Annotated in this window: 20 protein-coding genes; 10 read left to right on the forward strand and 10 right to left on the reverse strand. The window is 59.6% G+C overall.

The genetic code is table 11. The annotated features are described in order from the left end of the window. The first annotated feature begins 6 nt into the window (after positions 1-6). On the forward strand, positions 7-780 hold the full coding sequence (gene hbdH, locus AC07N4_RS03090) for a 3-hydroxybutyrate dehydrogenase (protein ID WP_493064911.1): 774 nt from the start codon (positions 7-9) through the stop codon (positions 778-780). Between the two features lie 63 nt (positions 781-843). Next, positions 844-2,799 (forward strand): acetoacetate--CoA ligase, encoded by a 1,956-nt coding sequence (locus AC07N4_RS03095; RefSeq protein ID WP_493064912.1) that lies wholly within the window; start codon positions 844-846, stop codon positions 2,797-2,799. Positions 2,800-2,837: 38 nt separating this feature from the next. Here AC07N4_RS03095 and AC07N4_RS03100 read toward each other — a convergent pair whose 3' ends face one another. Then, positions 2,838-6,608 (reverse strand): hypothetical protein, encoded by a 3,771-nt coding sequence (locus AC07N4_RS03100; protein WP_493064913.1) that lies wholly within the window; start codon positions 6,606-6,608, stop codon positions 2,838-2,840. A 134-nt stretch (positions 6,609-6,742) separates the two neighbouring features. Next, complete coding sequence (locus tag AC07N4_RS03105; protein WP_493064914.1) at positions 6,743-7,852, reverse strand: PilT/PilU family type 4a pilus ATPase; 1,110 nt, start codon at positions 7,850-7,852, stop codon at positions 6,743-6,745. Positions 7,853-7,978: 126 nt separating this feature from the next. Here AC07N4_RS03105 and AC07N4_RS03110 point away from each other — a divergent pair, with 126 nt between their 5' ends. Together AC07N4_RS03110 and AC07N4_RS03115 are read left to right on the forward strand one after the other, a co-directional pair. Continuing rightward, the gene (locus AC07N4_RS03110; RefSeq protein WP_493064915.1) at positions 7,979-10,516 is read left to right on the forward strand and encodes a PAS domain-containing hybrid sensor histidine kinase/response regulator; all 2,538 of its coding nucleotides are present in this window, start codon (positions 7,979-7,981) and stop codon (positions 10,514-10,516) included. A gap of 50 nt (positions 10,517-10,566) precedes the next feature. Then, on the forward strand, positions 10,567-10,842 hold the full coding sequence (locus AC07N4_RS03115; protein ID WP_096821583.1) for a peptidylprolyl isomerase: 276 nt from the start codon (positions 10,567-10,569) through the stop codon (positions 10,840-10,842). 49 nt (positions 10,843-10,891) lie between these two features. Here the strand turns inward: AC07N4_RS03115 and AC07N4_RS03120 are convergent, their stop codons facing one another. From AC07N4_RS03120 to AC07N4_RS03155, 8 genes are all read right to left on the reverse strand, one after another. Continuing rightward, positions 10,892-11,827, reverse strand: a complete 936-nt coding sequence (locus AC07N4_RS03120; protein ID WP_493064916.1) for a sugar kinase — start codon at positions 11,825-11,827, stop codon at positions 10,892-10,894. Then, entirely contained in the window at positions 11,827-13,047 is a 1,221-nt protein-coding gene (locus AC07N4_RS03125; RefSeq protein WP_493064917.1) for an amino acid deaminase, read from the reverse strand. Before AC07N4_RS03125 ends, AC07N4_RS03120 begins: the two co-directional genes overlap by 1 nt. Before the next feature lie 39 nt (positions 13,048-13,086). Beyond that, positions 13,087-13,851 carry an IclR family transcriptional regulator gene (locus tag AC07N4_RS03130; RefSeq protein ID WP_273539332.1) on the reverse strand — a complete coding sequence of 255 codons (765 nt, stop codon included), beginning with the start codon at positions 13,849-13,851 and terminating at the stop codon, positions 13,087-13,089. Between the two features lie 227 nt (positions 13,852-14,078). Continuing rightward, positions 14,079-14,468 carry a RidA family protein gene (locus AC07N4_RS03135; protein ID WP_007912330.1) on the reverse strand — a complete coding sequence of 130 codons (390 nt, stop codon included), beginning with the start codon at positions 14,466-14,468 and terminating at the stop codon, positions 14,079-14,081. 31 nt (positions 14,469-14,499) lie between these two features. Then, entirely contained in the window at positions 14,500-15,297 is a 798-nt protein-coding gene (locus AC07N4_RS03140) for an amino acid ABC transporter ATP-binding protein (RefSeq protein WP_007960239.1), read from the reverse strand. After that, entirely contained in the window at positions 15,294-15,956 is a 663-nt protein-coding gene (locus AC07N4_RS03145; RefSeq protein WP_007960241.1) for an amino acid ABC transporter permease, read from the reverse strand. Before AC07N4_RS03145 ends, AC07N4_RS03140 begins: the two co-directional genes overlap by 4 nt. A 9-nt stretch (positions 15,957-15,965) precedes the next feature. Then, entirely contained in the window at positions 15,966-16,628 is a 663-nt protein-coding gene (locus AC07N4_RS03150) for an amino acid ABC transporter permease (RefSeq protein ID WP_059405928.1), read from the reverse strand. A 51-nt stretch (positions 16,629-16,679) separates the two neighbouring features. Further along, entirely contained in the window at positions 16,680-17,528 is an 849-nt protein-coding gene (locus AC07N4_RS03155; RefSeq protein WP_102622731.1) for a transporter substrate-binding protein, read from the reverse strand. Between the two features lie 339 nt (positions 17,529-17,867). Between AC07N4_RS03155 and AC07N4_RS03160 the strand changes: the two genes are divergently transcribed. The 6 genes from AC07N4_RS03160 to AC07N4_RS03185 all read left to right on the forward strand — a co-directional run bounded on the left by AC07N4_RS03160 (position 17,868) and on the right by AC07N4_RS03185 (position 26,892). Then, the gene (locus tag AC07N4_RS03160; protein ID WP_493064918.1) at positions 17,868-18,299 is read left to right on the forward strand and encodes a thioredoxin family protein; all 432 of its coding nucleotides are present in this window, start codon (positions 17,868-17,870) and stop codon (positions 18,297-18,299) included. A gap of 174 nt (positions 18,300-18,473) precedes the next feature. Beyond that, positions 18,474-19,628 carry a non-hydrolyzing UDP-N-acetylglucosamine 2-epimerase gene (wecB, locus tag AC07N4_RS03165; RefSeq protein WP_102622729.1) on the forward strand — a complete coding sequence of 385 codons (1,155 nt, stop codon included), beginning with the start codon at positions 18,474-18,476 and terminating at the stop codon, positions 19,626-19,628. Next, complete coding sequence (nfrB, locus tag AC07N4_RS03170) at positions 19,625-21,799, forward strand: cyclic di-3',5'-guanylate-activated glycosyltransferase NfrB (RefSeq protein ID WP_096821593.1); 2,175 nt, start codon at positions 19,625-19,627, stop codon at positions 21,797-21,799. The genes wecB and nfrB overlap by 4 nt, the downstream gene beginning before the upstream one ends. After that, a complete protein-coding gene (locus tag AC07N4_RS03175) occupies positions 21,796-24,954 on the forward strand; it encodes an NfrA family protein (protein WP_493064919.1) in 3,159 nt (1,052 codons plus the stop codon). Before nfrB ends, AC07N4_RS03175 begins: the two co-directional genes overlap by 4 nt. Beyond that, positions 24,954-25,832, forward strand: coding sequence for a DUF4434 family protein (locus tag AC07N4_RS03180; protein WP_493064920.1), 879 nt, complete (start codon positions 24,954-24,956; stop codon positions 25,830-25,832). The genes AC07N4_RS03175 and AC07N4_RS03180 overlap by 1 nt, the downstream gene beginning before the upstream one ends. Next, positions 25,816-26,892, forward strand: coding sequence for a GGDEF domain-containing protein (locus AC07N4_RS03185; RefSeq protein ID WP_493064921.1), 1,077 nt, complete (start codon positions 25,816-25,818; stop codon positions 26,890-26,892). The genes AC07N4_RS03180 and AC07N4_RS03185 overlap by 17 nt, the downstream gene beginning before the upstream one ends.

A 26,892-nucleotide genomic window follows, 5' to 3' on the forward strand; every position in this document is an offset into this window, starting at 1 on the left:
GTATTCATGACGACTCTTTCTGGCAAGACCGCACTGGTCACCGGCTCCACCAGCGGCATCGGACTGGGCATTGCGCTGACGCTGGCCAAGGCCGGCGCCAACCTGATCCTCAACGGCTTTGGCGATGCTTCGAAGGTGATTGCCGAAATCGAGCAGTTCGGCGGCAAGGTCGGCCATCACCCGGCAGACGTCAGCAGCCCTGAACAGATCGCCGACATGATCGCCTACGCCGAGCGCGAGTTCGGTGGCGTGGACATTCTGGTCAACAACGCCGGCATCCAGCACGTCGCGGCGGTTGAAGAGTTTCCGGTAGAGCGTTGGGACTCGATCATCGCCATCAACCTGTCGTCGGTGTTTCACAGCACCCGCCTGAGCCTGCCGGGCATGCGCGACAAGGGCTGGGGACGGATCGTCAACATTGCCTCGGTACACGGTCTGGTGGGCTCCACCGGTAAGGCCGCGTATGTAGCGGCCAAGCATGGCGTGATCGGCCTGACCAAGGTGGTCGGCCTGGAAACCGCCGCCAGCAATGTCACTTGCAACGCCATCTGTCCGGGCTGGGTACTGACGCCTCTGGTGCAGAAACAGATCGATGATCGAGCGGCCAAAGGTGTCGACCCGCAGCAGGCGCAGCACGACCTGCTCGCCGAGAAACAGCCGTCGCTGGAGTTCGTCACGCCTGCGCATCTGGGTGAACTGGTGTTGTTTCTGTGCAGCGAAGCCGGCAGTCAGGTGCGTGGTGCGGCGTGGAATATCGATGGCGGGTGGCTCGCACAGTAAGCGTTCAACTGATCGCTCCCACGTTGCAGTGGGAGCTTTCTGACAAACAATAAGAGGCAAACCATGTCCGACATTCTCTGGCAGCCCGATGCCAAACGCATTGCCCGGTCCCGCATGGACGGCTTCCGGCGCTTTATCAATCAGCGCCATCATCTGCACCTCGACGACTACCCTGCCCTGCACCAATGGTCCATCGACCAGCGCGAAGCCTTCTGGCAGGCAATCGTCGATTTCTTCGGCATCATCTTTCACACCCAGCCCGATGCCGTTTTGCGTGAGGGCCTGCAGATGCCGGGCGCCGAATGGTTTCCCGGCGCCACCCTGAACTTCGCCGAACACCTGTTGAGCAGGCGCGACGATGCCGTCGCCGTGATTGCCATCGCGGAAAACGGCCAGCGTGAATTGTTGACCTGGGCCGAACTGGCCCAGCAAGTCGCCGGGTTCCAGGCCAGCCTGCAAGCGGCCGGTGTCGTGCTCGGCGACCGGGTCGCGGCGTGCATGCCCAACACCTGGCAAACCCTGGTGGCCATGCTCGCGACGACCAGCCTCGGCGCAATCTGGTCATGTTCCTCACCGGACTTTGGCACCCACGGCGTCATCGACCGCTTTGGCCAGATCGAGCCGAAAGTGCTGATCACCTGCGCCGGCTACCGTTACGCCGGCAAAGAGATCGACCAGACCGTCAAGATCAACGAAATCCTCGAGCAGCTGCCGACCTTGCAGCAGCTGATCATCGTGCCGTACGCACGCCCTCACGCCCATGCCACGGATTACCGGACGCCCGCCAACGTCACGTTGTGGGACGACTTCTATGAGCCGGGCGATGAACCGCAGTTCGTCCCGGTGCCGTTCGACCATCCGCTGTATGTGCTGTATTCCAGCGGCACTACCGGCGTGCCGAAGTGCATCGTCCACAGCACGGGCGGCGTACTGCTGCAACACGCCAAGGAGCACGGGTTGCATGTCGATCTGGGGCCCGGCGACCGTTTGTTCTACTACACCACCTGCGGCTGGATGATGTGGAACTGGCTGGTGTCCGCACTGGCAGTCGGCAGCGCAGTGGTGCTGTATGACGGCTCACCGTTTTATCCGGACAACCAGCGATTGCTGGAGCTGCTTGATGACGAACAAGTCAGCGTGTTCGGCACCAGCCCGAAATTCCTTGCGACCCTGGAAAGCAGTGGCATCAAGCCGCAAGAAAGCCATGACCTGAGTCACCTGAAAACCTTGCTCTGCACCGGTTCCGCGTTGTCGCCGCAGAGTTACGACTTCGTCTATCGCGACTTCAAACCCGACGTTTGCCTGTCCTCGATGTCCGGTGGTACAGACATCGTGTCCTGCTTCGTCAACGGCAACCCGCTGTCCGCGGTACGCCGGGGCGAGATCATGGGCAAGAGCCTGGCCATGGCGGTCGAAGTGTGGAACGACGCCGGGCAACCGGTGATCGGCGAAAAAGGCGAGCTGGTGTGTACCCGGCCATTCCCGGCGATGCCGATTGGATTGTGGAATGACCCGGACGGCGAAAAGCTGCGCAAATCCTACTTCAGCCAGTTCCCCGGCGTCTGGGCCCAAGGGGACTACGCCGAACAGTTGCCTCACGGCGGGATGCTGATCCACGGTCGCTCCGATGCAGTGCTCAACCCCGGCGGCGTGCGCATCGGCACAGCGGAAATCTACCGGCAGGTGGAGAAAGTCCCTGAGGTACTGGACAGCGTTGCCATCGGCCAACAATGGCAGGACGACGTGCGCGTGGTGCTGTTCGTGCGTCTCAAGGAGGGCGTAACACTGGATGACGCTCTGCAACAGCGGATTCGCCAAGTGATCCGCGCCAACACCACACCACGCCATGTACCGGCGAAGATCGTCGCGGTCACCGACATTCCGCGCACCATCAGCGGCAAGGTGGTGGAGCTGGCCGTGCGCAATGTGGTGCACGGTGAACCCGTCAAAAACACTGATGCTCTGGCCAATCCCGAAGCGCTGGCGCAGTTTCGGGATCGGTCAGAGCTGATGACCTGAGCGGACTTTCGTTTTGAATCAGCCGAGAACCGATAGGGTCACATGGATGTGTTCAACGTGATAACAACCGGGGCAACAATTGGCTCACCGTCACTGGCGTCGACTGCATCGCAAAGAATCGCCATGTTGCGGTCATACGTGACTTTATCGGTGTAAAGCTGACTCAGTAACGACGTTGCCACAGCCAGAGAATCGGCATTTGCAAAGGTCCTCTCCGGTTGATGGCAATCCGTGCCTTCCTCCGACACAGGGAAACAACCCAGGGCGATATTCAGCAACGCCGTCACATCGAGTCTCTGCCCCCTGTTACTCTCGAACTCTGCATCGGTGGCATAGCCAATGTCATCGGTTTGGGCAGCCCCATGAAACAGCTCGTGAATCAGGTCATCAGCAACCACATCATGGTTGAAGCCCAGACCTACGAAGTGCCTGTTGAGATTTCTGGTATAAATTTCAACAAAAGCAATATCCGCTTCATTACCGGATCCCGTGTTTTTCCAGCGTTTGTAACTGCCCACGTCGAACGCTGCGAGTGCATCGTGCTCCTTCACTGTATCAAGCAGAATGTTACTCATCGAAAAACCGGCAAAGTCAAAGCGGATCAAGCGTAGATAGTTCACCAGACGATTAGTGGCAACCGACGAAGTATCGCCGAACATAATTTTCATTACCTTGCTGCAATCTTGTTTGAAGTCATGCCCCTGAAGGACTGCGATAGCATCGTCAATTTTCGCTCGGGCACGCGGCAGACTTTGTTCAATGAACCTGCGCGTGTAGCTCTCTGGCAAGGTTTTAGGTGAGTAAGGCAACCGCACAGGCGCTCGATACGAAAAACCAACCAGCGGCTTGCCCCATAAGTCGCCGCGACGATTCAAGGCAAACCAATTTTTATCTTCACGTGCGGCAAGCACTGCGATGTTGTCGCCAGTAGTGCCACGCGGCCGCCATGTGCCAAGCCCAAATTGAGTTCTACTGGAGTTGTCGATCAAATCGAAGGCGACTCGGCGACCGCTGTGTGTGCGCAGTTGTTTTTGCGCCAGGGCAAGTAGCTCGTGGGTATTTTTATTGAACCGCAAAAGGCCTTTGTGCACGAGCTTTCCAGTTGACTGCAAGCCCGACGGCACACCGTCGAACGGATTGAAAAGGGAAACCGCTGAGGTAAAAGCCAACTTGGAAAAACGCGCAGCTTTTGATGTCGTGGAAATGGCCTTGGCAGAAATAGTCAACACTTTCGAGCTGGCTCCCGCCATCGTTCCCACCAGACCGATGCCGTCCATCAAACAGCCATAGATGCCGTCTACCACCTTGTCATGCTCGCCGGATGCAATGTCCTGAATACATTTTTTAAACGGCACCACCAGGTCGATGAAATAGGTAAGCAGTCGCTCACCCTCCTCTTGAGAACTCTCAAGAGGCGTCGGAATTCGCACCAGCTCTCTAAGTTCCCTGGCATCCAGGAATGGACGGTTTTTGACGATGAACTCGGCGATACGTGCAATGTTCGGATCATTGAAGCGCGGATAGAAACCCTGCTTGGGGGTTGCGGATGTGGCGGGCTTCGACAACACACCAAAATTATCGATGATCGCCATGCTGGTGGTCATAGCAGAATCCGGAGCCGCTGCGTGGGTATAGCATTTCACATTGAGCGGCAGGCTTTGCGGATAAGTCAGCGTCAGTTGAGTCGTCAGATCCGCCGGACGGCTCATCCGTGAACGCTGATCGAGTTTTCGCTCACGAATGATCAAGCTACCCAGATCATTATTTTTTCGGAACTCCGCACGTGACGTGAACAGTTCATAGCATATGAAGGCGTCTTCGTGAGAAGCACACATCACAAGTCCGAAGCGCCCGGTTGCAGCATCTCTGCTTTCCTGTGTTTCTCTTTCTTGATTGACATCGAACGGGCCACCGATACGACGTTTAACATAGTAGATCGCCGATTCACGCACCGTCAGAAAGTTTATCTGTGCATTCATGAACACTTTCAGGTCGGGTTCAGGCATCTGTGCCAACGCCAGTTTCACGGTCGACAACATGGCCTTGTTGAGTTCGTTCAAATGCACGGCCAACTGCCGATCCATCTCCTCGTCACAGGAAGTCAGCTGCCGCAATTTTGGATAGCGCGTGTACAGGCTGATACCCGACGGGTTGTAATTGATGGCCGGTTTGGGTATCCCGTTAGTCACCAGGCGCACGGTGCGCCTGTCCCACTTGCCTGTGACAAGATCGCCCGACTGATGCAGATCGACCATGGACATGAGTTGCTGCCCCCCCTGCAACGAGAGCGCTCTTTCATCCAGGGTGTCACAACCCGGTGCCGCCACTTTCAAAGCCGCTCGGGCGATATCTGCTCTGGAGGGTAATGGCGTCGAGAATGCACGGGCTATCTGGGCGAGTTGCTCCGAGTGTTGTTCGAACGCCTCAACCGCACGCCGGGTGGTCGCCTCTTCTGCTAGATCGAATTCAGTTTTTGTCACAATCCGGTTAAGCAGTGCCCAATCGACGATCGGGTCGATCATGGCCAGATCCCATAGATGTTTCTGTGCCTCACTGACTGGCTCAAAATCCGCATAAGCCATGATCTGCGAGTAACTCAGTACTCGCGACGCTCCGGTTTTCACCGCCTCCACCAGTGCTACGGCACGACTGAACTTTAGCCATGCAATTGATCCGAGTGTGACTGAAGCCGGGACCTCACTGACCAGAAACTCCGGTGCCGTCCGAGACAGTAGCAGGTGCGTTACCAGCGGACTCCAACGTCGATCAAGCCAGCCATTGCCCGCAAGATAATCAGTGAGCAACACGCGCACAGCCGACGGATGCCAATCAATAGAGGAAGGCGCATACAAGTCAAACAATTGAATGTGCCTGCGTTTATGGCTGTGGCCTACCCACGGGGCTATATCGAGCAATATGGCGGTTATCAAGAACTGCTGCAGAACAGTTTCGGAGAAAGCCCCCTGCTCGCGCTCTTTAAACCAGCTCAGCTCTTGCAAACACTTCTCCGCATATGCCTTAGGGAAGGGGTGACGAACATATTCGGAAATACGCTGACTGGCATTCTCATTGGACACCGGAGCGCGTCCAGTCTCGATATAAAAGGCGGTCAACATTGCATACGACGGCAAGAATTTTGGTTTCATCCGACGAATGTCCGAAAACTGCTCGTCCGATAACGTGACCAACGTCTGGCCTTCAGCCTCAAATTGCTCCCAATAGTTTGCTGGCTCTTCTACTTGCGGATCGAACTTTAACAGCGCAATGAGATTCCTGACCTGCGCATTGTTTCTCGGCAAGTTGATTTCATGGAACTTGAACCACTGCTCAAGCGTTACAGAGTGATTGGTCCATATGTACCCGCCAGCCGTGCGAGCCACATCTGAAATCACCTTGAGTGTTGAGAGAATTTCCTCACTATGGTCAAAGTGGTTAGCCGCAATCAGGTCCAGCCATCCTCTATCCTCGTGGAAAACCTCCATCTTGCCGTCTGCAGTAACGCAAAACAGTCCCTCATGATCGCGCACGTTCTCCCGAATAAGTGCTCCGAATACTGCTCCGAGCTTCTCCAGTTTATTGAACATGAGCATGCCGGGGTTATAAATCTCGAACAGCGACGACCCTTCTCTTAGCTCTACATCATAATCAAACCAGTAAATGTCCTGATCGTCGGAAAAACTGGCCAGAACGACTTCCAGTTTTTGCAATACTTCACGGCATTCATCTGCATCGCCCTGCGACCTTCTTTTCCACTCGGCAAGCGCAATGATCGATGAGCCGAACAACTTGTTTCTTTTAGCGACAGACATTTAAAACCTCATCAAGTTAAGTGCTGAATCCTCAGCCCGATGACGTTCTACTTATCTCCACGCGCAAGATCCAGTTCAGAAATATTAAATACCATTACCAACAGCTACCAAAAAACACAAAAAAACATGCAAATTTACTCCATCAAACCCCACTCCCCCGGAGTTGCATCAAGACCGTTATTCGAGTCCGCAAATAGCTTGATTCGCAACTTGAGATTATTGACCGAATCAGCGTTCCTCAAGGCTTCCTGTTTATTTACGACCCCCTGCGCCACCAAGTTAAACAAGGCACCATCAAACGTTTGCATTCCAAGTTCCATAGACTTTTCCATGATGGATTTTAGTTCATCGAACTCACCACGCCGGACAATATCAGTTATCGTCGGCGTGCCCAGCAGCACTTCCACGGCCGCGCGTCTTTGTCCATCAACCGTACGCACCAAGCGTTGCGAAATACATGCTTTCAGATTGTTTCCCAGCGCCTGCATTAACTGCGGTCGTCGCTCTTCCGAAAACATATTGATGATCCGATCCAGTGCTTGATTAGCGTTATTTGCGTGCAATGTGGAAAGCACCAAGTGGCCGGTTTCGGCAAAGGCGAGCGCATGTTCCATGGTTTCGCGGTCGCGTATTTCGCCAATCAGTACGACGTCTGGCGCTTGGCGCAGGGTGTTCTTCAATGCTGCATGAAAACTGCGGGTGTCCACACCGACTTCACGCTGATTGATGATCGAACGTTGATGTCGATGAATATATTCAATCGGATCTTCAATGGTGACGATATGCCCGCTGCTGTGCCGATTGCGATGGTCGATCAGGGCTGCCAGCGACGTGGACTTCCCCGAGTCGGTGGCGCCGACGAACAGGATCAGGCCTTGCTTGAGCATCACAGTTTCGAGCAGGACCGATGGCAATTTGAGGTCTTCAAAGCGCGGAATGTCGAGTTTTACGTTACGGATCACGATCGACACATCGTTGCGCTGTTTGAAGATATTGACCCGGAAGCGGCCAATCCCGGTTCGGGAAATCGCCAGGTTCATTTCCAGATCCCGGTCGAACTCGCGACGTTGTTCGGCGTCCATCAATGAAGCAGCGACGGCCGCCACCTCACCGGGCTTGAACGGCTGCTCGCTCAACGGTGTCAGCACGCCATCGAACCGCGCACTGGGTGGCGCCCCCGTGGACAGGAACAGATCTGAACCGTGGCGGCTGGCCAGTTGTTTGAGCAGTGCGTCGATTTCCATGGCAAAAAGCACCTGCGAAGCTTTCGATGAACTTAAGACCGTGCGTCGTGACGCGACGGGCCTTACAGCGTCTACCGCACTAGGATAGTAGACGCCGCCTCACCGACCGACGCTCAGGACCCTTTGATGAACGCTGTACCGCACACCGATGACGCCCAGGCATTGATTGCCCGCACCGACTGGAGCCGCAGCCCGCTCGGCAGCGCCGACAATTGGCCACAGAGCCTGCGCACCGCGGTGGACATCGTGATTCACTCGCCGATGCCGATGCTGCTCTTGTGGGGCCCGCAGCTTACCCAGATCTATAACAACGGCTTTGCGCTGCTGGCCGGCAGCAAGCATCCACACGCTTTCGGACAGCCGGCGCACCAGATATGGCCGGAACTTCGAGACTTTACCGACCCGATTTACAGCGCCGTCCTACAAGGCCAGGTGCGAACCTACAGCGAACGACGCTTTACCCTGCAACGGGACGGCAAGGATTCCGACTTCTGGCTGGACCTGACCTACAGCCCGATTCGTGACGAAAGCGCGCAAGTGGCCGGCATTCTGGTCACCGCCATCGAAACCAACGAACGCCGACGCATTGCCCTGGAACTGCAGCAACGTTCCGAAGACAGCCTCAAGGCCCAGCGCGAAAGCGAAGAGCGCCTGCAACTGGCGCTGGCGGCCACCGATGCGGTCGGCACCTGGGACTGGGACATTGGTGAAGATCGCTTCATCGCCGATGCGCATTTTGCTCAATTGCATGGCGTCGACCCGGCGCGGGCCAGTCAGTTGCCCATCAGTGAATACCTGCACGGCGTGCACCCGGAAGACCGCGCGCTGATCGCCCGCAGCATCAAGCACTGCATCACCCATGGCACCGAATACGCCGAGGAATATCGTCTGTTGCAGGCCAATGGCGAAGTGCGCTGGGTCTTCGCTCGCGGGCGTTGCTACAAGGATCACCACGGACGGCCGATGCGTTTTCTCGGCGCGGCGCTGGACCTGACCGAACGCAAGCACACCGAGCAGGCACTGCGGCAAAGCCAGACCGAGCTGCAACTGATCATCAACGCAATGCCGATCCTGATCAGCTACGTCGACCGCGAAGAACGCTTTCGCTTGAACAACGCTGCGTACCTGGACTGGTACGGGCTGACGCCGCAAGAGCTGTACGGACGCACAATCCGCGAAGTGATCGGCGAAGAATCCTACTTTCTGCGTGCCCCCTACATCGCCGAAGCACTGGCAGGCCGCCCTTGCTCGTTCAGCCTGTACACACCCCATCGCGATGGCAGCCAGCGCCACGCCTTGATGAACTACCTGCCACGCCACGGCCCGGATGGTGCGGTGAACGGTTTTTACATCTTCGTGATCGACGAGACAGAACGTAAAAAGACCGAAGAGGCCTTGCGCAACCTCAATGAAACCCTTGAGGAACGCGTGAGTGCGCGCACCGAGCAACTGGCCCAGGCCAACCAGCGTTTGCAGAACGAAATGTTCGAACGCGAACGCGCCGAAGACGCCCTGCGTCACGCACAGAAAATGGAAGCGGTCGGCCAGCTCACCGGCGGCATCGCCCATGACTTCAACAACATGCTGACCGGAATCATCGGCAGCCTCGACCTGATGCAGCGCTATATCGCCAGTGGCCGTACTGATGAAATCGGTCGATTCACCGATGCCGCGGTGTCCTCGGCCAATCGCGCCGCGGCGTTGACCCACCGCTTGCTGGCGTTTTCGCGGCGCCAGTCGCTGGATCGCAAGACCTTGAACGTCAACGAGCTGATCCACTCACTGGAAGACCTGATCCGCCGCACCAAGGGCGATCCGATCGAACTGACTCTGCGCCTGGCCGACAGTGTCTGGCCCGTCAGCACCGATGTCAGCCAATTGGAAAACGCCCTGCTCAACCTGGTGATCAACGCCCGCGATGCCATGCCGGACGGTGGCGAACTGCTGATCGAGACTGCCAACGTCTACCTCGACGGCAACGACATCACCACCCTCGAACCGGTCAAGGCCGGCGATTACCTGATGCTCGCGGTGAGCGACAATGGCACCGGCATGACGCCGTCGGTGCGTTCGAAGGCGTTCGACCCGTTCTTCACCACCAAACCGATCGGCCAGGGCACGGGGCTCGGGTTGTCGATGATTTACGGCTTTGCCCAGCAAACCGGCGGGCACGTCAGCCTCGACAGCCTGCCGGGCCAGGGCACCTGTGTGCGCCTGTACTTGCCGCGTTTGTACGCGCTGGAACCGGAGCGGCCGGTGATCGAAACGACGACCGAGGCCCCGGCAGCCGCCACCGGCGAAACCGTGGTGGTGGTCGAGGACGATCCGGCGGTGCGCATGCTGGTCATGGACCTGCTCAAGGAGCTGGGCTATCGCGCCCATGAAGCCGAAGACGCCAAAAGTGCCTTGCCGCTGCTGGAATCCGACCTGCGTGTTGATCTGCTGGTGACCGATGTCGGGTTGCCGGGCATGAACGGCCGACAACTGGCGGAGATCGCCCGCCAGCATCGTCCGGGGCTCAAAGTACTGTTCATGACCGGTTATGCGCAGAAAGCCGCCGAGCGTCAGGGTTTCCTGGAGGACGGCATGGACATGGTGGCCAAGCCGTTTTCCATTGAACTGCTGGCCGGCAAGATCCGCACGATGATCAGCCAAAACCCGTGACTTGAGGCATAATCCGCGCCCCGCCGTCACCCCGCTACAGGTATTGCACGATGAAAGCCCAAGCCCGCCACATTCTGGTGAAAACCGCCGAAGAGGCTGAAAAACTCAAACAACGCATCGCCAACGGTGAAGCGTTCGATGTACTGGCGAAGAAATTCTCGACCTGCCCGTCCGGCAAGCGCGGCGGCGATCTGGGTGAAGTGCGGCCGGGGCAGATGGTCGGCGTGATCGACGCAGTGATCTTCAAGAAGCCGCTGCGCACGGTGCACGGGCCGATCAAGAGCAAGTTCGGCTATCACCTGGTGCAGGTGTTTTTCCGCGATTGATCCGGTGCCCTGAAGGCGCGGCTGTCGGCAGCGCCTTCAGAGATCGGATTCATTCTTTGGGGATCAGTGCGCCAGGCACCTGAATCACCCGACTGGCCAACCGGTGCCCAGCCTCCGCCGCCTGCGCAGGGCTTGCGCCCGACAAGCGACTGGCCAGATACGCCGCACTGAACGAATCCCCCGCCGCCGTGGTGTCCACCACCTTCTCGACCCTCTGCGCCGGCACCTCGAACGCTTCCCCGTCACAACGAATCAGGCACGCCTCGGCGCCACGCTTGAGCACTACCTCCGGCGTGCCGATCTGCGCGTACGCTTCAAACACCGCATCACAGTCCTCGAAATGGAACAGCGCCTGCTCGTCGTCCACCGTCAGCAACGCCAGATCGACATGGGGCAGCACGCTGCGATACGCCGCCCGCGCCTCTTCTACCGAGGCCCACAGCCGTGGCCGGTAATTGTTGTCGAAGACGATCCGTGCATCGCGCTGACGGGCTTCGATCAAGGTCTGAATCAGCTTTTCCCGCCCCTGTGCGCCGAGCACCGCCAGCGTGATACCGCTGAAATACAGCACGTCGTAGTCCGGCAACGCCGCGAGAATCGGCGCGGCGGCCGGGGTCGTGAAACAGTCGCGTACAGCGGCCTCGTTGCGCCAGTACAGAAAACGCCGTTCGCCGGCGGCATCAGTCTGGATGCAATACAGACCCGGCAAACGACCGGGCAAGCGCTGGACCAGATCCAGACCAATGTTTTCAGCGGCCCAACTGCGGCACATGGCGTCACTGAAGCTGTCGTCACCCAGCGCCGTGACGTAATCGACCTGCGCCTTGTCGCCCATGGCTCGGGACAAATACACAGCGGTGTTCAGCGTATCGCCACCGAAGCTCTGTTGCAGGCTGCCATCGGCACGTTGTTGAAGCTCGATCATGCATTCGCCGATCAGGGCGATGCGCGGGGTGTTCGGACCCAAGGGACTGAGCGTGTTCATCAGAAACAGGTTTCCATGGTTTCGATCACCGACAACTGCTCGTCCACCAGCAGCCCTACGCGCCACTTGTCGAAGGTCAGGCACGGGTGCGAAGTGCCGAAGGAAATGATGTCGCCAACGCGCAGTTCCACCCCCGGCGCCACGGTCATGAACGCGTGCTGGTCCATCACCGCCGTCACCTTGCAGGCACCGACATCGTCGCCTACAGCCGGCACCACGCCAGCCTTGTAACGCAGCAATGGAACCGGCATCCCGGCATCAAACGCCACGTCACGCTTGCCCAGGGCAATCACCGCGAACCCCGGCTCCGGCATCGACTGCACGTGGGCCCAGACTTCCAGCGCCGGGCGCAGGCCTTCATGCAGGTCGCTGCGACGGTCGAGCACGCAGCACTGCGCCTCTTTATAAATGCCATGGTCGTGAGCCACGTAACTGCCGGGACGCAACACGCTGAGGAAACGCCCGCCTGCGTTCTGCGCTTCGAACGACTCGGCGATCAAGTCGTACCAGGCCGAACCCGATGCGGTGATGATCGGCTTGGCGATGGCGAAAGCGCCGCTGTCCTGCAATTGCACCGCCAGACGCACCAGCGAGGCCGCGAATTCTCGGATTCCGCTGACGGCGTGATCGCCATGGATCACGCCTTCGTAACCCTCGATACCGGTCAGGGCCAGCGCCGGCTGCGCGCCGATGGCCTTGGCCAGTTCGATGACTTCCTGCTCGCTGCGGCAACCACAACGGCCGCCGACCACGCCGTACTCGATCATCACGTTCAGGCGCACGCCACGGGACGCGAAGTAAGCGCCCAGATCGGCAACGTTGTCCGAGTGATCGACCATGCAATAGAAGTCGAAGGTCGAATCGGCCGCCAACAGATCGGCGATCAACGCCATGTTCGGCGTACCGACCAGTTGGTTGGCCATCAACACCCGGCGCACGCCGTGGGCGTATGCGGCGCGGGTCTGGGTGGCGCTGGCCAGCGTAATGCCCCAGGCGCCGGCGTCGAGCTGACGGCGAAACAGCGCCGGGGTCATGCTGGTCTTGCCATGGGGCGCGAGTTCGGCGCCGCTGTCGCTGACGAATGCCTGCATCCAGCGGATGTTGTGTTCCAGCGCCTCGCGGTGCAGCACCAGCGCCGGCAGGCTGATGTCACGCACCAGTTGCGCGCCGAGGGCGGCATCGCCTTTTTCCACGGCAGCAGTGTTGTTGGCAGTCGTCATGGTCGAACTCCTCACAGTCGCGCCCGCTGCCGGGCGCGGTTATTCGTTGATTCGCCGGGCGAGGCTGTTGGCGCTCTCGATCAAGACCCGGCGATAGTCGTTGTAGTTGGTCTTGGCATCGGCGCGCGGTGCGACGATGCACAGGGTGCAGATGGCCACGCCTTGAGGGTCTTTGACCGGGGCGGCGAAGCAGTGGGTAAAGGTGTCGGCGACACTGTCGAACGAGAAGAAACCGTCGATGCCGGCCTGGCGGATTTCCTTGAGAAATGTCTCCATCGGCAGTCGTTCGCCACCCGGCAGGATAAAGTCGTCGGGGTCGATCAGGTCGCTGATCTGCTGGTCACTCAAGTGCGCCAGCAGCAAGCGTCCGGACGCCGTCCACGGGATTGGCGCGTTCTCGCCGATATCGGAGGAAATGCGGAAATGCCGCTCGCCCTCCTTCATCAGCGCCACCGTGTATTTGCGCCCGTTGAGCAGGCACATCTGCGCGGTTTCCCGGGTCTGGCTGACGATCTCCTGCAACGCGTGATCGGCCTCGCGACTGAGGTCGAAATGCCGCAGATGCGCCTGGCCGAGGAAGTACAGCTGACGACCGAGATAGACATGACCGTCCTTGCCCACCGGTTCGAGAATCCGCCGTTCGAGCAACGAGGCCACCAGTTCGTAGACCGTGGATTTCGGGCTGCCGATGCCATTGGCGATGTCGTTCGGGCGCAGTGGCTGGCCGATTTCCTTGAGGAAATCGAGGATATCGAACGCCCGGTCCAGACCGCGTGCCCGGCGCTTGATGGTGTCTTCGGTCATTTCTGTTGTTCCCATAAAAGATGCCGGGATGGTAATTGGCCCTTGGCGTTGTGTCAGTTGGATCGCAGCCCTCACCCCCCGCCCTCTCCCGGAGGGAGAGGGAGCCTGACCGTATCGATACATGACTAGCTGCCAAACGCCGGACTCTGCATCGATAGAGATCAGTCCCCTCTCCTGGGGGAGAGGGCTAGGGTGAGGGGGCTACGGCCTCAGCGACGCCACATCTCTCAAGCCTTCTTCTTGTACGCAATGCAGTCGATCTCGACCTTGCAGTCAACCATCATGCTCGCCTGCACACAGGCCCGGGCCGGTGCGTGTTCGGGCTTGAAGTATTCGCCGAAAACCTTGTTGAAACTGCTGAAATCCCGCGGATCGTCCAGCCACACCCCGGCACGTACCACATCTTCCAGGCCATAACCGGCTTCTTCGAGAATCGCGATCAGGTTCTTCATGGTCTGGTGAGTCTGCTCGACGATACCGCCCACGATGATCTCGCCATCCACCGCCGGCACCTGACCGGAAACGTGCAGCCAGCCATCGGCCTCGACTGCGCGGGCGAATGGACGAGGCTGGCCGCCAGCGGCGGTGCTGCCGGTGCCGTAACGCGTAATGCTCATGGATGTGTCTCCTGATTGAAAAAGTGAAAAGTCAGAACCGCGTGCTTTTGAGAAACTCAGCCAGCCGCGGTGATTGCGGACGCTCGAACAGCTCCTTCGGAGGCCCCTGCTCTTCGATACGCCCCTGATTCATGAAAACGATCTTGTCCGAGACCTCGAACGCAAAACGCATTTCGTGGGTCACCAGCAACATGGTCATGCCGTCCTCGGCCAGGCCCTTGATCACGTTCAGCACTTCGCCGACCAGTTCCGGGTCGAGGGCCGAGGTGACTTCGTCGAACAGCATCAGGCTCGGGTTCATCGCAATCGCCCGGGCAATCGCCACGCGCTGCTGCTGACCGCCGGACAGCTGGCCGGGAAAGTGATTGCGCCGCTCCAGCAGGCCGACCCGCTCCAGCCATTTTTCGGCCAGCACCACGGCTTCGTCCTTGTGCATCTTTTTGACTTTGAGCAGGCCGAGGGTGACGTTCTGCAACGCGGTGAGGTGCGGAAACAGGTTGAACTGCTGGAATGCCATGCCGGTCATCGCCCGATGGCGCGCGATGACTTTTTCCGGGTGGCGCACGCGCTTGCCATTGAGTTCGTCATAACCGATGGATTCACCGTCGAGCAGGATCTGCCCGCCCTGGAACTCCTCCAGCATGTTCACGCAACGCAGCAGCGTGGTCTTGCCCGAGCCGCTGGAGCCGATCAGCGTCACCACGTTGCCGCGCTGCATGCTCAGGTCGACACCCTTGAGCACTTCGACCGCGCCGTATTGCTTGTGCAGGCCACGGATGTCCAGCAGCGGCTGGCCGTTCTGGACGTTGGAAACTTGAGCTTGAGTCATGGCAAGGCCACCCGCTTTTCAATGTGCCGGCCGAGTAATTCGATGCCGTAGTTGATGACGAAGAACAGAAAACCGGCGAACAGATAAAACTCCAGGGTCATGAACGTCCGGGCGATGATCTGCTGGGTGCTGAGCAACAGCTCCGCCACGCCGATCACCGACAGCAAGGTCGACGCCTTGACAATTTCCGTGGACGAGTTGACCCAGGTCGGCAGGATCTGCCGCAGCGCCTGGGGCAACAGCACGTAGCCGAGGGATTGATAAAACGTCAGGCCGATGGCTTTGCCCGCTTCCATCTGCCCGCGTGGCAATGCCTGCAACGCACCGCGCACGATCTCGGCCACGTGGGAGCCGCAAAACAGCGTCAGACCCAAGGCGCCCGCCTGAAACGCGCTGATCTGCCAACCGAGCGCCGGCGCCATGTAGAAGCAGGCCAGTACCAGCACAAACACCGGGGTGCCGCGAATCAGGTCGACATAAAAGCGGAACGGCGCGCGCATCCAGAACTTGCCGTAGGTCAGCACCAGACCGGCGAATACGCCGATGACCGTGCCGAACAGAATCGCCAGCGCCGACACCTGCACGCTGGTCAGAAAGCCTTGCCACAAGGCTTCGCGGGCAATCCACAACTCATGCAACCAACTGGGGGATTCGTACATCGCAGCCTCCTATCGGCGGATCGCCAGACGCTGCTCGAGGTAACGCAGCAGCATGGCAATGAGGTAACAGGCCGCGACATACAACGCCGTGGTCACCAGCCAGGTTTCGATCACCCGGTAGCTCTCGACGTTGATCTTGCGCGCGTAGTAGGTCAGCTCCGGCACCGCAATCGCGGCGGCCAGCGAGGTGTCCTTGAACAGCGAAATGAAGTTGTTCGACAGCGCCGGCAGCACGTTGCGCAACATCACCGGCACGGTGACGTAGGCCTTCACCTGCCACTCGCCCAGACCGATGGCCAATCCCGCTTCACGCTGACCCTTGGGGATGCTCAACAAGCCGCCCCGGAACACTTCGGTCAGGTACGCCCCCGCATACAGCGACAGCGTGATGATGAACGACGGGATCTTGTCCAGCCGGATCCCCAGGCTCGGCAACGCAAAGTAGATCAACAGAATCAACACCAGAATCGGCGTGTTACGGATCACCGTCACATACACCGATGCCAGCACCCGCAAGGCGCGATGCTTCGACAGCAAGGCAAACGCCATCAACAGGCCGATCACGCAGCCGATGGCGATCGACACCAGCGCCAGCTCAAGACCCAGACCGAGCCCCGCCAGCAAGGTGTCGAAATCGCGCCACACGGCGGCAAAATTCAACTGATAGTTCATGGTTGGCAGTACCTTGAGCGGGGCGCATCAGGGCGCCCCACTCTCACGGGATCATTTGAATTCGACAGGGAAACCGATAGCGGGCGATGGCAGATCAACGCCGAACCATTGCTTGAACGATGCCGCGTAGGTCGGGAATTCAACACCGGTCATGGCTTCATGCAAGGTGGTGTTGACGAAGTTCAGCCAGTCCTGATCGCCACGTTTGACGGCGCAGGCGTAGGTCTGCGGGCTCCAGGCGTATGTCGGGCTGCGATAGCGGCCAGGGTTCTGGACCATCAGGTATTTGACTGAAGACTGGTCGGTAGCAGCGGCATCGGCGCGACCGGAGTTCACGGCCTGATACATCAGATCGACGCTGTCGTACTGATCGACCTTGGCCTTGGGCAGCGCCTGGTGCACCAATTCCTCGGCGTACACGTTCTGCAGCACGGCCACAGTCACGCTGTCGCCAGCGGCTTGCAGGTCTTCGATTTCCTTGTATTTGCTGTTGTTCGGCAGCAGCAGGCCGACGCCTTCGCGGTAATACGGCAGGGTGAACGCCACTTGCTGCGCACGGCTGGCCGTGACGGTGATGAACTGGCAGCTCATGTCGACCTTGTCGGTCAACAGGTTGGGAATCCGCGCATCGGACGACTGCACCACGAACTCGACCTTGCTCGGGTCATTGAACAGACCTTTGGCCACCATCCGGGCGATGTCGATATCAAAGCCCTGCAACTTGCCGTCCGCGCCCTGGAAGTGCCACGGCGCGTTGGTGCTGCCGGTCCCCACGATCAGTTTTCCACGGGCCAGGACGCTGTCGAGCTTGCTGTCGGCCGCCTGGGCCATACCCATGACAGCGGACGAAGCCGCGAGAACAAAAACACACGCTTTGAACAAGGAAAGTCGGCGATGCATGGCAAGCACTCCAGAGGATTGTTTATTCCGCTATACCGGAACACGGTTTGTTACTACGGAATGAACAGCAGAAAGTGTGCCACAGGAATCGTCAGGAATCCGCAACGGATTGAAATGCGTTCTGAATCAAAGGGATGCGAAAAGTGTTCGGGACGGTGTTACGCGCAGTGACAGAAAGGCCGCGCTACTGTTGGCTACACACGACGGGTACTCGGGCCACATATCGGTGCGCGGCGCACAAAAAATTGCGCTCGGCACCTGTCAACTCTGACAGTTGCGACAGCGACCGCCGCTCCTTTAACGTCGTGACGTCTTGTGCATCGAATAAAGGAGGCTCCGATGACGACGCCGACTCGATATTCAGCGTTGCCCCCGACGTACCGGAAGGTCTTGAAAGCCAGGCGCCTTGTCGTCCTGTACTTCTTCAACGAGCACTGCGGTGCCTGCGTGTTCTCCGGCCCCGTTTTTCTCGAAGTCGCCAAGCCCTTCCGGCCCTGGATGGATATCTTCATGCTCGATACCGCACAGTCGTGTCGACATCCTGATGTCACGGGTACGCCGACGGTGTTGTTCTACAAGGAAGGCGTACTGCTCAAAAAACTGAAAGGCATCGGAACGGATGAATCGCTTCTGCAAGACTTCACCCAGTTCCTCGGCAAAACCAGACACCCCGCTGCGCTGCGCAAATCGGTCCATGACCTGAGCTGGCTTCGCCACACCCTGCGTACCCTCTGCACCATCCCCCGCGCAAAACGATGGAACTTTTCCTGAAAGTGCCACCTAAGAGCCATCAGATATGGCACTTTCGTTCCAATTGATCTGTAACAACTAGCCTCAAGGCCGGATTGGACAAGCTCCCATCCGGCTGCTTTTCTTTATTTCTCAGAAAGAGATAGGTGCTGCTGGCTATCCGGCCACGGCCTTGCTTCGTCCCAGGAGGGGTCAATGTCCTTTAACGTCATGATGGTTTTCGGTACTCGCCCGGAGGCCATCAAAATGGCCCCGCTGGCTCGGGTTCTGCGTCAGTGGCCCGACATCAAACTCAACATCTGCTCGACCGGCCAGCATCGGGAGATGCTCAAACAGGTACTCGACGCGTTCGAACTGACGGTCGATGAAGACCTGCAAGTGATGACCCAGGGCCAGACACTCAACGGTCTGTCGCAACATCTGCTTGCACAACTCGACCAGGCCTACGAACGGGTCAAACCGGACATCGTGCTGGTACACGGCGACACCACCACCAGCTTCATCGCCGCCCTCGCCGCGTTCAATCGCCAGCTGCCCATCGGCCACGTCGAGGCCGGTTTGCGCACCGGCAACCTGCGCGCGCCCTGGCCTGAAGAAGCCAACCGACGTCTGACCGGCGTGATCGCCGACCTGCACTTCCCGCCGACCGGCAAAGCCGAAGCCAATCTGCTGCGCGAAGGCGTGCCGCAGGACAACATCGAAATCACCGGCAATACCGTCATCGATGCGCTGCTGTGGATGCGCACGAACCAGCAACAGAGCAACTGGCGCCCGGCTGCCGATTCACCTCTGGCGGTGCTCGACGACAGCCGTCGCATGGTGTTGATCACGGGCCATCGCCGGGAAAACCTCGGCGACGGTTTCCAGAACATCTGCCAGGCCCTGGCCGATCTCGCCCTGCGTTACCCGGATGTGCAATTCGTCTACCCGGTGCACCTCAATCCGCAGGTGCAGAGCGCGGTGTACGGCATGCTCGCCGACAAACCCAACATCTATCTGGTCGCCCCTCAGGATTACCCGAACTTCGTCTGGCTGATGGGCCGCGCGCACTTCATCCTGACCGACTCCGGCGGCGTCCAGGAGGAAGCGCCGGCCATCGGCAAGCCGCTGCTGGTATTGCGTGACGTCACCGAACGCCCCTCCGTACTTGAGGGCGGCACCGTGCTGCTGGTGGGCACCGACACCGCAAAGATCGTCAAGGAAGCCAGCCAGTTGCTCGATGACGAAGCGACCTACAAACGCATGAGCCGCGTCCACAGCCCATACGGTGACGGTCACGCCAGCGAACGTATCGCCAAACGCCTCCACGCCTGGCTGAGCGCACGCTCGACGGCGGGTAACGGGGTATGAGCCTGGGCTGGGTCGATTTTTTTGCGTATGTGCTGTTTGGTCTGAAGTATGTGGCGATCCTCCTCGCCCTGCTGATGTTCATCCTCGGACTCGATGACCTGTTCATCGATCTGGTGTATTGGAGCCGCAAGTTAATTCGGCGCTGGCGGATCTACGAGAAATTCAAGCGCGCTGACGAGGAACGCCTGTATTCGATTCCCGAGAAGCCGCTGGCGATCATGGTGCCGGCGTGGAACGAAGTCGGCGTGGTCGGCGAGATGGCGCGGCTGGCTGCCTCGACCATCGATTATGAGAACTATCAGATTTTCGTCGGCACCTACCCCAACGACGCCGAAACCCAGGCCGACGTCGATGCGGTCTGCCAGCACTACCCCAACGTGCACAAAGTGGTCTGCGCCCGCCCGGGTCCGACTAGCAAGGCCGACTGCCTGAACAACATCATCGATGCGATCCTGCGTTTCGAGAGCGAAGCGAAAATCCAGTTCGCCGGTTTCATCCTGCACGATGCCGAAGACGTGATTTCGCCGATGGAGTTGCGCCTCTACAACTACCTGCTGCCGAACAAGGACCTGATCCAGATTCCGGTCTACCCCTACGCACCGGAATGGAAAGGCTTCACCGCCGGGCACTACGTCGATGAGTTCGCCGAGAACCACGGCAAGGACGTCATCGTCCGCGAAGCCCTCACCGGCCAGGTGCCCAGCGCCGGCGTCGGCACCTGCTTCAGCCGTAAAGCCATCAGCGCGCTGCTGGAAGACGGCGACGGTATCGCCTTCGATGTGCAGAGTCTCACCGAAGACTACGACATCGGTTTCCGCCTGAAGCAGAAAGGCATGAAATGCATCTTCGCCCGCTATTCGGTCAGCGATCCGAAACTGGCGCTGGAGCAACCGTGGGTGTTCGGGATGAACCGCGAGTTCTCCCAGGTGATCTGCGTACGCGAGCACTTCCCCCGGGACCTGCAACACGCAATCCGGCAGAAGTCGCGGTGGATCGTCGGCATCGTATTTCAAGGCACCAAGAACCTCGGCTGGAGTCGCAAGGGTCTGCTCAATTACTTCCTGTGGCGTGACCGTCGCGGGTTGATCGCCTACCTGCTGAGCTTTCTGGTCAACCTGCTGTTCCTGGTGCTGCTGGCGATGTGGGCCATCACGGTGATTGCCCCAGAGTCATGGCGCTATCCCTCGATCCTCGCCGACAGCTCGTTGCTGTCGGTGCTGCTGTGGCTCAACGGTTTGATGCTGTTCAACCGCCTGTTCCAGCGTGGCTGGTTTGTCACTCGCTACTACGGGCTGGTCGAAGGTCTGTTGTCGGCGCCGCGCATGATGTGGAGCAACTTCGTCAATTTCTTCGCCAACCTGCGCGCCCTGCGCCAGGTGATGGAGATGGGCGACTCACGGCGTGTGGCCTGGGACAAGACCACCCACGAATTCCCGGCACTGACCAAGGCACAACGCACCCCACTCGGCCATCGATTGGTGGAAAAAGGCCTGCTGACCGAAGAACAACTGGAAGCGGCGATCACCAGTCCGGTACGTCGTCGACTGGGTCGCGAACTGCTGCTGCGTGAGTACATCGACAGCACTCAGCTGGTTCAAACACTTGCCGAACAGCTTGACCTGGAGTGGGCGCCACTCAACCCGTTCAAGCTCGACAAGCGCCTGATCGATGCCGTGCCACGCCGGGTCGCATCGCACTACGGCGTGCTGCCGGTGGCCGAAGAAGGCGACACCCTGATTCTGGCCTCCGAAGGCCCGGTCAGCCAGGTCTCGCTCGGCGCGATCAGCCGTCAATTGAAACGCCCGGTGCGTAGCCGTCTGGCACCGCAGGGCCGCGTTACGCTGGGGATTCGTTACTGGTACGCCAGCCCCCGCCAGAATGAGGAAGTGCGTCATATGCTCGAAGTACTTGAGCGCCATCAGGACGATGAAGCCTTGCTGGAGCGGGTCAGCCGCCATCAGGTGCTGCTGGGCAATCTGCTGCAGGTTCGCGGTATGGTGCCGCCAACCTTGTTCAATCAGGCGTTGATCGATTTCGATGCGGAAAACATGTCACTCGGGGAGCATCTGATTTCCCGCGGCATGATCACCCAGGAAGTCCTGGAACAGGCCCTCGCCGATCAGGCCAGCGAACAGCAAGCCGCCTACCGCATTGTCCGGGAGGTCGCATGAAGCCTGTGCATCGTCACACCCTGCTGATGGGCAGCCTGCTGCTGGGCCTGAGCACTGCGTATCCGCTACAGGCTGCGCCGCTGAGCGACTTCGAACAATTTCGCAGCTATCCCTACATGGACCGAAGCTATCGCGAGGCGAAAAAGGGCAACTGGAAAGAAGTCGAACGACTGATGCGCCACTTGCTGGAAAAGGTCCCGAAAAACGACGAGGCCCGGGCGCTGCTGGTTGAGTCGCTGGCCAAACAACGCCGCTACAAGGACGCCATGCAGGCGCTGCCGGACAACAGCGACGCCCTCCTCGACCTGCGCCTGACCTGGATCGAACAGGATCCACCCACCAGCACTCAGGTTGAAAGCTGGATGGGTACCAGCAGCCTGAATGATCGCGTGCGCCTGTGGCAGGCCTACAGTCTGAGTCTCGCCAAGTTCGGCGGCGCGGCCAAAGCCCACGACTGGCTCGCACAACTGTCGCCCAAGGGCGATGACAATATCCTGCGTCTGGCGCGGGCCAACTGGTCGGAACAGCTGCGCGACTGGAGCGGCACCATCGATCAGCTCGCACCGCTCGCCGCCCGTAAACAGCTGGATGCCGAAGGCTGGCAACGTTTGGCCAATGCTTATGTACAGCGCCTCGACGAAAAACCGCTGCAACAACTGCTGCAACAGGCACCGACTCCGGAGGCCGCACGCAAGGTCCGTCTGGCAATGGTCGACCGCGCCATTGCCATGGGTCACGAACAACAGGCGCAACGCTGGATTCAGTCGTTGCCGGACTCCGATCTGGCCGATCCCACGCAACGTCAGCGCCTGTGGGAGCTGGCACGCAAGACCGAAGATGTGCCGACCGTGCAGCGTTTGAGCAACGATCTGCAACGGCCGTGCCTGGAGACCGCTGAATGGTTGTCACGCCAGGACCCGGAAGCAGCGCTCAAGCAATTTCGTGGTTGTACGCCTGACGACGACCCGCAAACCTGGCTGATACTCGCCCAACGCCTGCAAGCCACCGACCTGCTGCAGACCACCCGACTGCCGCAGCCGTGGGACAGTCGCCGTCAGGAGCAATTGCTGGGTGTCTGGCAGGAACAGGGGCGCAGTGACAAGGTCGACGCCTGGCTGGCCGGCCAGACGCAAACACCTGAAATCGTCAAACGTCGCGCAGAACTGTCGCAACGCATGGGCCGCATGACCGAAGCGCAGACCTTGTGGGAGCTTCACTACCGGCAGACCGGCAGCCTGAATTCGCTAAATCAGGCCACCTATCTGGCGGTAAACAATGGCGATCGCGCACAGGCGCAACAGTTACTGGAAACCGCTTTCGGCCGTCATCAAGGACGCTTGCCGGCCACTGCACTCCAACGTCTGGCCGGGCTTTATGCAGCTTCGAAAACCACAACACCGGAACAACAACGGCGAATGGCTTCGTTGCTCACCCATGTGGATGGTGCCACCCGTGGTCAGTTACTCGCGCAACTGGCAGAAAACGGTCAGTGCGATGCCGTTCAGCATGCCATCGGCAACCACCCGCAGGTCGCCGGCGATTACCGGGCACTGGGGCGTTGCGCGATGCCGGATCGGCCGGGCGAGGCTGTCGTCTATTACCAGCAAGCGGAAAAACTCGGCGACCGCGGCAGTCGTCTGCCGTTGGCGTACGCCCTGGAAGCCGCCGGTGATTCGGCTGGCGCACTGGCCATCTGGCGCAGCCTCCCGGCAGCGGAACTGAGCGACAACGCGCGCCTCACCGCGAGCCGCAGCGCGCTGAATGCCGGTGACAGCCAGACAGCCGAACGCTACTGGCAGCAAAGCACCACCCGCGGCGCCAACGAATGGGCCCTCGGCGCGGCAATCGCCGACGCTCGTGGCGATCATGTCCAGGCACTTGAACGTCAGCGTAAAGCCTTGCAACAAGCACCGGACGCCGGGCATTTCTACGCGGCGTCGGTCACTGCGCAAAAGGCCGGCGACCTGCCACAAAGTACAGCATGGCTGGCCGAGGCAGTACGCCGCGACCCGAACAACCCACGTTATCGCGCCGACTACGGCATGCGTCTGGCCGGTGCCGAAACCCGCGAGGAACGCGCCACCGCAATCCCCTATCTGCAACAGGCCACCCGTGATTTCCCCGAGGACTATCGACTGGGTGAAACCCTGGCCTGGCGTTATGACGAAGCGGAAGACAGCGCCTCTGCCCGCAAGGAACTGCGTCGGGTGATTGATCTGGAACAGAACCCGGTGGCTGTCGACGACGAGGACGGCAGCATGGAAGCGCGCCGTTACCGTCAGCGCCGCGCCCATGAAACCCTCTCCCGCCGCGACAGCCGGACGATTGCCAGCACCTGGTCACCGGCCGGGGTATCGACGAATGACTTCGTGCGACCGGACGAGAGCAAAGGTTCGCGCCGCCGCGCCGACTCGCAAAACGTGCAACTGGCGATGTGGGACCACGCCCTCGGCGACGAACCGAGCCGCGCCGGCAGCACGCTGTCGGTGTACGGTCGGGTGCTGCTCGGTGGCCAGGGTCGCTCCAGTTACGCTGAATCCCTCGCTGCCGGTGTCGGCCTGCGCTACAAACCGTGGGGCACGCAGAACATCAACTTCTACGGTGAGATCTACAAACAGAGCCAGTTCAACGATGACGACAACCACAGCCTGAGCCTCGGCCAGATGCTGGTGCCGGAAAAGTTGCTGGATCAGGTCAACGATCACCGCCAGGACGGCCACACCACCACCGACTATCTGCTGCGCGCGACTGCCTCGTTCCTCGATCAGGGCAAGTACCGCAACGACTGGCGCGTCGATGAAAACGATTGGGATGAGCGTTTCCTCTACCTCGACGCCGCCTGGTGGACCAAGGCCGGCGATCATCAATGGCTGTCGCGGTTCCAGCAGGGGCATGCCTGGAAGCTGCCAAACAGTGGCGCCCAGACAATCATGCCTTACGGCTTCCTCGAATTTGCCAGCCAGGACCCGAGCAACGATTGGCGCCAGGATCTGCGCACCGGCGTGGGTCTGCGCTGGCAGTGGTGGTACGACGAAGATCGCTACAACGCCTACCGGTCGAAACTGACGGTACGCACCGAATATCAACAGTCCCTGGGCGGCAATCTGTATGAAGGCGGCAACGGTGTGCTGCTGGGCGTGGAGTGGAATTTCTGATGGCTCGATGGATGTTGTTTTTCTGCCTGCTGATGGGCGCGACGCTCGCACGGGCCGATGAGCGGGTGTTCTATCAGCCGCTGAATGTCGACGCCGGCCTGACGCAGGCGCAATGGCAGAAAGTCTGGCAGGACACCGCCAGACAAGGCACGGGAACGGTGATCGTGCAGTGGACCGCGTATGGCGACTCGGACTTCGGTGGTGCCAATGGCTGGCTCGCCAACAGCCTGAAACTTGCCGAACAACAAGGTCTGCAACTGGTGCTCGGGCTGTCGATGGACCCGGCGTATTACAAGCGCATCGACGAACTGGACAGCGCCGGCCTCGGTGCCTACTGGCAGGCGCAACTGGGTCAATCGCTGGCGCAACAACAGAAGTTGCGCCAGGAATGGAAACTGCCGGTCAGCGGTTGGTATCTACCGCTGGAGCTGGATGACTTGCACTTTCTGGCGGCCGATCGACGGGCAACGCTCCAGCGTCAGCTGAAGGATTTCGCGGCAAAACTGGATGCACCGCTGCATGTCAGCGCCTTCAGTGCCGGCAAGCTTGCTCCGACAGTCAACGCCCAATGGCTGGGGGATCTTACAGCGGCCGGTGCGCACGTCTGGTGGCAGGACGGCGCTGGCACCGGGCGCCTGCCAGTGCTGGTGCGCAGCGGTTATGCCAGTGCACTGCCCTGCTCCGTCGGAATCGTGCGTGAAGCGTTCCGCCAGGTCAGTCGCGAAGGTGAGCCGTTCCGCGCGGAGCCGGCAACCCCTGATGCCACCTCGACCGGTTGCCATCAAAATGCAGTGTTTTCCCTGCGCTATCGACCGTGGGGACAGGTGATTCTCGACAACCAGCGCAAGCATCCGGGCAGCAATGTACAAAACCATTGAAGACGAAGTCCTGAAGCGAACCGCGCCCGCCGAGCTGTGGGACGAGTTCATCCAGCATGAATTCGAGCGGCTGCACTCGTTCTGCCTGCTGATCTATCTGGCCAGCATGTGCATCTGGCTGGCCTTCGACCTGATCGTCAGTTTCCTCGGCGATCAGGGCTTCACCTGGCGCTCGATGGTGTTCATCGCAGCGTTTGCGGTGCTTGCCGTGGTGCTGATGTTCACGCGCAAGGCCCGCCACTTCGACTGGCTGAACCTGACCTTCGTGTTCGTCATCACCTTGGGCATACGTCTGGTGATCGACGGCCTGCCGCCGACGTTTCATGGCATCTGGCTGGTACTTGCCGCCGCCACCACGCTCTACAGCGCCTCCGTGCTGCCGCTGAGTCGCTGGTCATTCTTCGGTGCGCAGGTCATCACCTGGCTGATACTCAACCCGTTCATGGGCACCGGTATCGGCCTGCTGGAACTCAAAGGGGTGATGACCATCTGCTACAGCGTGTTTCTCTGTGCGCTGACGATCTACACGTTCCTCAAACTGCGCGAGACCAAGCTCTACAACTACATCATGTCCAAGCTGTTGCTGGATCAGGCCTACAACGACACCCTGACTGAAATCCCCAACCGCCGCTCGTTCATGACCCGCGCCGAAAAGAGCCTGCAATCGGTGCCCCGCGAGCAGGACCATTACCTGGCGATGATCGACATCGACAACTTCAAGAAAGTGAATGATGTGCACGGCCACGACATCGGCGATGAAGTGCTCAAGCGGATCGCGGCAGACATCAAAGCGGTGATGGCACCGTTCGAGTACGCGCGACTGGGTGGCGAGGAGTTTGCGATTTATCTGGCCGGCGTACGCCGCGACGACGTCGAGGCATTGGCCGGTGAGTTGTGCCGGGTGGTGCGTGAGCAAACCACCCGGTACCCGGTGACCATCAGCATCGGCGTGGCCCGGGTCGAAGATGGTGACACCCTCAACCAGGCCCTGATCAAGGCTGATGAAGCGTTGTATGAGTCAAAGCACACCGGGAAAGACCGGTACACCTTTCATCAGTGA

This window comes from Pseudomonas sp. GW821-FHT09E04 (genome assembly GCF_059416185.1).

What these genes read in the sequence shown, in the direction of transcription:
- AC07N4_RS03105 (WP_493064914.1), bottom strand. Translation starts at nt 7,852, where the DNA reads ATGGAAATCGACGCACTGCTCAAACAACTGGCCAGCCGCCACGGTTCA.
- AC07N4_RS03145 (WP_007960241.1), bottom strand. Translation starts at nt 15,956, where the DNA reads ATGTACGAATCCCCCAGTTGGTTGCATGAGTTGTGGATTGCCCGCGAA.
- AC07N4_RS03120 (WP_493064916.1), bottom strand. Translation starts at nt 11,827, where the DNA reads ATGAACACGCTCAGTCCCTTGGGTCCGAACACCCCGCGCATCGCCCTG.
- wecB (WP_102622729.1), top strand. Translation starts at nt 18,474, where the DNA reads ATGTCCTTTAACGTCATGATGGTTTTCGGTACTCGCCCGGAGGCCATC.
- hbdH (WP_493064911.1), top strand. Translation starts at nt 7, where the DNA reads ATGACGACTCTTTCTGGCAAGACCGCACTGGTCACCGGCTCCACCAGC.
- AC07N4_RS03135 (WP_007912330.1), bottom strand. Translation starts at nt 14,468, where the DNA reads ATGAGCATTACGCGTTACGGCACCGGCAGCACCGCCGCTGGCGGCCAG.
- nfrB (WP_096821593.1), top strand. Translation starts at nt 19,625, where the DNA reads ATGAGCCTGGGCTGGGTCGATTTTTTTGCGTATGTGCTGTTTGGTCTG.
- AC07N4_RS03180 (WP_493064920.1), top strand. Translation starts at nt 24,954, where the DNA reads ATGGCTCGATGGATGTTGTTTTTCTGCCTGCTGATGGGCGCGACGCTC.
- AC07N4_RS03140 (WP_007960239.1), bottom strand. Translation starts at nt 15,297, where the DNA reads ATGACTCAAGCTCAAGTTTCCAACGTCCAGAACGGCCAGCCGCTGCTG.
- AC07N4_RS03185 (WP_493064921.1), top strand. Translation starts at nt 25,816, where the DNA reads ATGTACAAAACCATTGAAGACGAAGTCCTGAAGCGAACCGCGCCCGCC.
- AC07N4_RS03125 (WP_493064917.1), bottom strand. Translation starts at nt 13,047, where the DNA reads ATGACGACTGCCAACAACACTGCTGCCGTGGAAAAAGGCGATGCCGCC.
- AC07N4_RS03100 (WP_493064913.1), bottom strand. Translation starts at nt 6,608, where the DNA reads ATGTCTGTCGCTAAAAGAAACAAGTTGTTCGGCTCATCGATCATTGCG.
- AC07N4_RS03155 (WP_102622731.1), bottom strand. Translation starts at nt 17,528, where the DNA reads ATGCATCGCCGACTTTCCTTGTTCAAAGCGTGTGTTTTTGTTCTCGCG.
- AC07N4_RS03095 (WP_493064912.1), top strand. Translation starts at nt 844, where the DNA reads ATGTCCGACATTCTCTGGCAGCCCGATGCCAAACGCATTGCCCGGTCC.
- AC07N4_RS03175 (WP_493064919.1), top strand. Translation starts at nt 21,796, where the DNA reads ATGAAGCCTGTGCATCGTCACACCCTGCTGATGGGCAGCCTGCTGCTG.
- AC07N4_RS03160 (WP_493064918.1), top strand. Translation starts at nt 17,868, where the DNA reads ATGACGACGCCGACTCGATATTCAGCGTTGCCCCCGACGTACCGGAAG.
- AC07N4_RS03130 (WP_273539332.1), bottom strand. Translation starts at nt 13,851, where the DNA reads ATGACCGAAGACACCATCAAGCGCCGGGCACGCGGTCTGGACCGGGCG.
- AC07N4_RS03115 (WP_096821583.1), top strand. Translation starts at nt 10,567, where the DNA reads ATGAAAGCCCAAGCCCGCCACATTCTGGTGAAAACCGCCGAAGAGGCT.
- AC07N4_RS03110 (WP_493064915.1), top strand. Translation starts at nt 7,979, where the DNA reads ATGAACGCTGTACCGCACACCGATGACGCCCAGGCATTGATTGCCCGC.
- AC07N4_RS03150 (WP_059405928.1), bottom strand. Translation starts at nt 16,628, where the DNA reads ATGAACTATCAGTTGAATTTTGCCGCCGTGTGGCGCGATTTCGACACC.